This is a genomic window from bacterium (assembly GCA_024224155.1).
Lineage (GTDB): Bacteria > Acidobacteriota > Thermoanaerobaculia > Multivoradales > JAHEKO01 > CALZIK01.
The window spans coordinates 1-4,985 of sequence record JAAENP010000259.1; the positions used below are offsets into that span (position 1 = coordinate 1).

The following is a 4,985-nucleotide window of genomic DNA, read 5'->3' on the forward strand; positions in this document are numbered from 1 at the left end:
CAACAGCGTTTCGTGGAGGTCTGCCGTGGTGAAGCGCAGGCGGAGTCAGAGCATGAAAAGGTCTGGTGGAAGTACCTCCAACGGCTCGAATGGGAGGCGGATCCGAGCAACCTTTCCACCAAGGGTCCTCCGCGAAAGGCGGCCGACATCAGCTTTGGCGGAAGTCGCGAGGAGCACAAGGCGATGAGGGCCGCCCAGTTCGCTGACCTGAGACGGAGGGACTGAGCGCAGTCCGTGCGCAAAGCCCTGCTCAAAGTCCCAAGACGAGAGGAATCCCGTCTTCGACTTCGGCGAGCGGGCCGCCGGAAAGCGCACCGACGCGCTCCAGGAGCCGGTTCTTGTCGATCGTCGCGACCTGCGAGACGTTGCCCACCGACGGCTTCGAGAGTCCGGCCTCCTGCTGGCAGCAGCGGACGTTGCCCGGCGCCTGGGCGAGAGCGTGGTTGGGGCCGATTTCGGTGTTCGGCTACAGAATTCGAGCCCATTCTACGTACTGGTATCTCCAGAGCCTGCCACCAGTGCAGGCTCTGGAGATCCAGATGGGCCGACCCGCGCGTTACATCCCCGAGAGAAAAGACGGCGTCCTCGTCGAGGTCACCAGCCGAGTGACCGGCGCTCGCGCGCTCCTGACGCCCGGTCCCGAACCTCGTCGATTCAACGAGGTCGTGGTCGGCGTCTTGGGCCGGGCTCTCGAGGTCTCGCCGTTAGAGCTCTGTTCGACGGTGTGGCTCGCGAATCACGCCCACCACTTGCTCATCGTCCGCGACCAGCGGAGCTTGTCGCGTTTCATGCAGCATCTGGGATGCAACATCTCGAAGGAGATCGGAGGGCGGCTTCGGAAGTGGCGGGGATCGTTCTGGGAACGCCGATTCGACCAGATCGTCGTCAGCCACGAGCCGGAGGCTCAGTGGCGCAGGTTGAAGTACCACCTGAGCAAAGGCAGCGCTTCATACTACACCTCATTGGTCGTTTGTGGACTGCGTCCCCTGGAAGCGGCTTGCTTCAGGGGCTCGGGGAGGTCATCCAGACCATCTGGATTCAACTCGTAGAGGCAGCATCGGTCGTTGAAGTGATGAGCCTTGAAGAAACCGCGCTCTCGCCAGCGCGCGAGTCTCTCCTGGCCGACGTGCAGCATCCTCGCCCACTCCGCAAGGGTCAAATAGCCGGCGTCGCGGAGGCGATGGTAGCGGCGCTTGAGTCGGTAGCTCTTGCGGATGGTGCACACGATCTGTGGTGTGAAGGGCAGGCCCGTCGGGGAGAGGCGCCCTTCTTCAGCGAGGGACCGGGCAATCTCGCTCTCGGTATGGTGGTCGAGAAGTCGGTCGATCTCGGCGACCAGCTGCGGGCTCGTCTTGCGTTGCTGCCAGGCGCTGAGGGGTGCCGGCAGGTTCAGAGTCCGGGTCGCGCCCCCTTTGAACCGGATGTGAGCGGTGATGCCGTCCTCGCGCAGGAGCGTCACGTCTTCGATCAGGAGTCGGATCATCCGCTTGCGCTCCCGCGATGGCGTCCGAGAGTCGTTCCACAGCTTGGGGAAGTCCGTAGTCAGCGCCGAGATCCTCGACTTCTGCTCCTCGCTCAACGTCTGGCGATCTTGCTCGCGGCGGCGTTCGAACTCCTCCTGTGCTGCGGCGAGCTCTCTCAGCTTCTCATTCCATTCTGCCTCGAGGGTCGCCGCGACGAGCCGATTGTTCGGATCGACCTGCATGAATCGTTGGCGGGACAGATCTGCTTCGTAGCGTTTCCGTGTTACCCGCTTCTGGCGTAACCGTTCCGTCTCCTCGAAACGTTGCTCGAGCTCTTGCTGGACGCTGATAGACACCTCCAAGGTCATTGGGGCCATGAGCTCGACCATCAGCTCTGCGATCGCCTGATCGAGACCCTGCCCGTGGATGATCTGGCAAGAAGGTCCCAATTTATCTTTGCAGCAGTAACTCGGGATGAGCTCTCCCTGGCGCGGGTGGTAATGGACTGTCATCCGCTGACCACATTTGCCGCACAAGACCAGTCCTTGCAGTAGTGCTCTGCCTTCTCTGGGTGGGCTGCGCCGATCCGCCCCTACCGCTTGGGCGTTTTCTTCCAACCGACGCATATTCTCCTCGTACTCCTGCTGGGTGATATAGCCTTCATGAGCGTCGGGGACGCAGGCGACCCAGTCTTGAGGATCTCGACACTGTCGCCGCTTCGGCCCTTTGGGAGTCATCTGTGTTTGCATTCGACCGTAGGCGAAGATGCCTGCGTAACGAGGATTCTGCAAGACTCGTAGGGCACATCCGACATCGAGATCTTTCCATAGGATCCTCTGACTCTTGGATCCCGGACCCCTGGTGGGACGGCGCGGAAACTGGAGCCCTTGTTCGTGAAAGGTGCGCGCTGTTCCCAGGGCCGAGCCGACTCGGCGAAACGTGGCGAAGAAGAGCCGAATCGCCTCTTGCACCTGCGTGTCGGGATCGAGCACGACCTGCGATTGCTCATCGTAGAGAAAGCCGACAGGAAGCGGCACCTTGAGATCGCCCCGCCGGGCCTTGTTGAGCAGTCCTCCCTGAAGACGGGTGCGCAGCGTATACAACTCGGCTTCGGACATGGTCCCCTTCAGGCCCAGCAAGAGCCGGTCGTTGAAATGAGCCGGATTGTACAGGCCGTCTTCGTCGAGGATCAGCGTGTTACTCAGAGCACAGATTTCCAGCAGTCGATGCCAGTCGGCCGAATTGCGGGCCAGGCGCGAGACCTCGAGTCCCATCACCAGTCCGGCACGACCCAGACTGACATCGGTGACCAGATTCTGGAAGCCGATCCGATCGGATGTGCTGGCGGAAAGTCCCTGGTCGCTGTCGACGACCACGATCTGGTCTTGGGCCCATCCGAGGCTCAGAGCACGCTCGCGGAGGTCATACTGTCGGCGGGTGCTCTCGGTGTTCTCCACCACCTGACGCAGCGTCGACTGGCGGATGTAGAGATAGGCGCCGCGGGTCAGATGTTGTGCAGTGACTTTCTGATGGTGGTCTTGTCTCATGGGTCTCCTGGTGGGACAGAACAATGCTGGTCAGAATGGTGGTCACATCTGCGATCAAACCTGTGGGTATTTCGCTACCTCCGGAGCGTGGAGGTGGACACGGAAGCGTCGGGGAACACAGCGAATAGGCTTTCATCCAACCGACCATACCCTGGCGCAGGAAGACGGCGAGGCCGGGAGCCGAACCGTGGTGAGCGCCGTTCGTGAGCATCTGTTGTCGCAAGATCTCGTAGCCTCTCTCCAAGGTTTGAGCACTGGGCGAGAAGGCCAGCTGGCACTCCTCAGGAGTTTTTTTTTCGACGCTCCAAAGCGCGCTCGAGGCTACGTGGATGGGCCTTGAAGCCGAAGCGTTGCTGGACGAGGCCGACCAGATCTTCAGCGCGCAACGAGGGGTCCTTGGCTTGTCTCTCCAGAACATAGTCCACCACCTCATCGTTGAACTTGTGGGCTCCTCGAGGCCCTGGTTTGCTCGGGATCAGGCCCGCGAGGCCGCTGTCTATGAACTTCTCCTGTGCCTGGTAGAAGGTCGGGCGAGAGAAGCCGAACTCCGTAGCGGCTCGACTCACAGACTGGCCTTCGAGTCGCACTCGGCGCAGCATCTCGTACTTGACCTGGACCAGGTCCCTCGGGTCGAAGAAGTCGATCCGGTCGAACAGCTCGTCCTGGACCTTCTCGGGGTATCGGTTCAAGCAGCCCCGTCTGCGTAGCGCCTGAGTCTTGTCGTCGTCCCGTTTCGCGTCGGCCATGTATCCTCCCGGTTCTGTAAGGGAGATTATGCCGACCTCGCCGAGTTGTCAAGCCCTGTTTCGAAGAATCTCGAGTTGCTAGGCGGCTTTGACCACAAACTTCTGTAGCTGATCCTACGTGGCGGCATAATCTTCTTGTCATTCTAGGCATAATCCTCTTGACAATCAGGGCGGTCACCACTTGAGACCTGAGTCGTCAGACGTGGCGTCTCCCAGCAGGCTGTCGACCAGAGCGCAGAGCCGAAGCAGATCCTGGGCGCGGAAGTACGCACGGCCACCTGCGGCGGCGACGAACGGGTCCACAGACGCCAGATCCGTGCAGTCGATAGGGATGTACGTCCTCCGGCCGTCGGGGTCATCGAAGTACACCCGCTCCCTGCTACCAGTGCCGGAGCTCAGGATCTCGACCAAGGCGAAGTCGCGACCGCTGTACGGGTGAAAGGGGTGCGTCACCCGGAAACGTGTTGGCAGAGACGACGCATCACGTGCAGTTGGTAGGGTTGTCCAATACGATCAAGGAGAATCTCGTCGCCCGCATCGGAGAATGGGAGGGTCTGCACTGCGCCGAGGCGCTGATCGACGGCAAGCCGATGGCCGGTACGTGGTACGACCGCACCGCCGAGTACGAGGCCCATCGCCAGGCCGAGCGCAAAGCGGCCCGCCGGGGCACGCCGGTCGAGAGAGTCGCTCGCGGCGCGTTCATGATGCCCTACGAGCTCAAGCTGGCGCCGTTGCCCTGTTGGCAGCACCTGCCGACCGCCGAGATCCGCAAGCGCGTCGCCCAGATGGTCGCCGAGATCGAGGCTGCCGCCGCCGAGCTCCGCGAAGAGCTCGGTACCGAGCCCGTCGGCATGCAGAAGATCCGTCAGCAGAATCCCCTCGAGCGCCCGGTCAGGTTCCGGCCCACGCCGAAGCCGCGATGCCACGCGGCGAGCAAGGAAATGCGCAAGCGGTTCCGCCAGGCCCTCCGCGCCTTCGTCGACATGTTCCGCGAAGCCTCGGTCACCCTGAGGCTCGGCAACGCCGCCGCGGCGATCTTCCCCAAGGGAAGCTTCCGCCCGAGCCTCGGTTTCGTCCGCACCGGCGAAGAGCTCGATCCGCTCGCCGACGCCGGTGGCTCGCGCCATTTCGCAGCTCTAGCCGCAGCGGCGATCTGACCAGCCCGTTGCTGTGGCCTCCGGGCCTGAAAAGGTCAAGTGTGAATCTCTGCGATTCGCACTACACGGGAG

General features: G+C 62.2%; 6 protein-coding genes. 2 read left to right on the forward strand and 4 right to left on the reverse strand.

Going from position 1 to position 4,985, the window contains the following annotated elements; genetic code table 11:
• Window positions 1–225, forward strand: a 225-nt coding sequence (locus GY769_13655; protein ID MCP4202963.1) for a hypothetical protein, incomplete at its 5' end; no start/stop codon positions are given.
• Between the two features lie 25 nt (window positions 226–250).
• Here the strand turns inward: GY769_13655 and GY769_13660 are convergent.
• From GY769_13660 to GY769_13675, 4 genes are all read right to left on the reverse strand, one after another.
• Window positions 251–454 carry a type II toxin-antitoxin system PemK/MazF family toxin gene (locus GY769_13660; GenBank protein MCP4202964.1) on the reverse strand — a complete coding sequence of 68 codons (204 nt, stop codon included), beginning with the start codon at window positions 452–454 and terminating at the stop codon, window positions 251–253.
• Between the two features lie 498 nt (window positions 455–952).
• Window positions 953–3,010, reverse strand: coding sequence for a recombinase family protein (locus GY769_13665; GenBank protein ID MCP4202965.1), 2,058 nt, complete (start codon window positions 3,008–3,010; stop codon window positions 953–955).
• Window positions 3,011–3,291: 281 nt separating this feature from the next.
• Complete coding sequence (locus GY769_13670) at window positions 3,292–3,756, reverse strand: helix-turn-helix domain-containing protein (GenBank protein ID MCP4202966.1); 465 nt, start codon at window positions 3,754–3,756, stop codon at window positions 3,292–3,294.
• 174 nt (window positions 3,757–3,930) lie between these two features.
• A complete protein-coding gene (locus tag GY769_13675) occupies window positions 3,931–4,209 on the reverse strand; it encodes a hypothetical protein (protein ID MCP4202967.1) in 279 nt (92 codons plus the stop codon).
• Between the two features lie 11 nt (window positions 4,210–4,220).
• Between GY769_13675 and GY769_13680 the strand changes: the two genes are divergently transcribed.
• The gene (locus GY769_13680; protein MCP4202968.1) at window positions 4,221–4,913 is read left to right on the forward strand and encodes a hypothetical protein; all 693 of its coding nucleotides are present in this window, start codon (window positions 4,221–4,223) and stop codon (window positions 4,911–4,913) included.
• The last annotated feature ends 72 nt before the right edge of the window (window positions 4,914–4,985 follow it).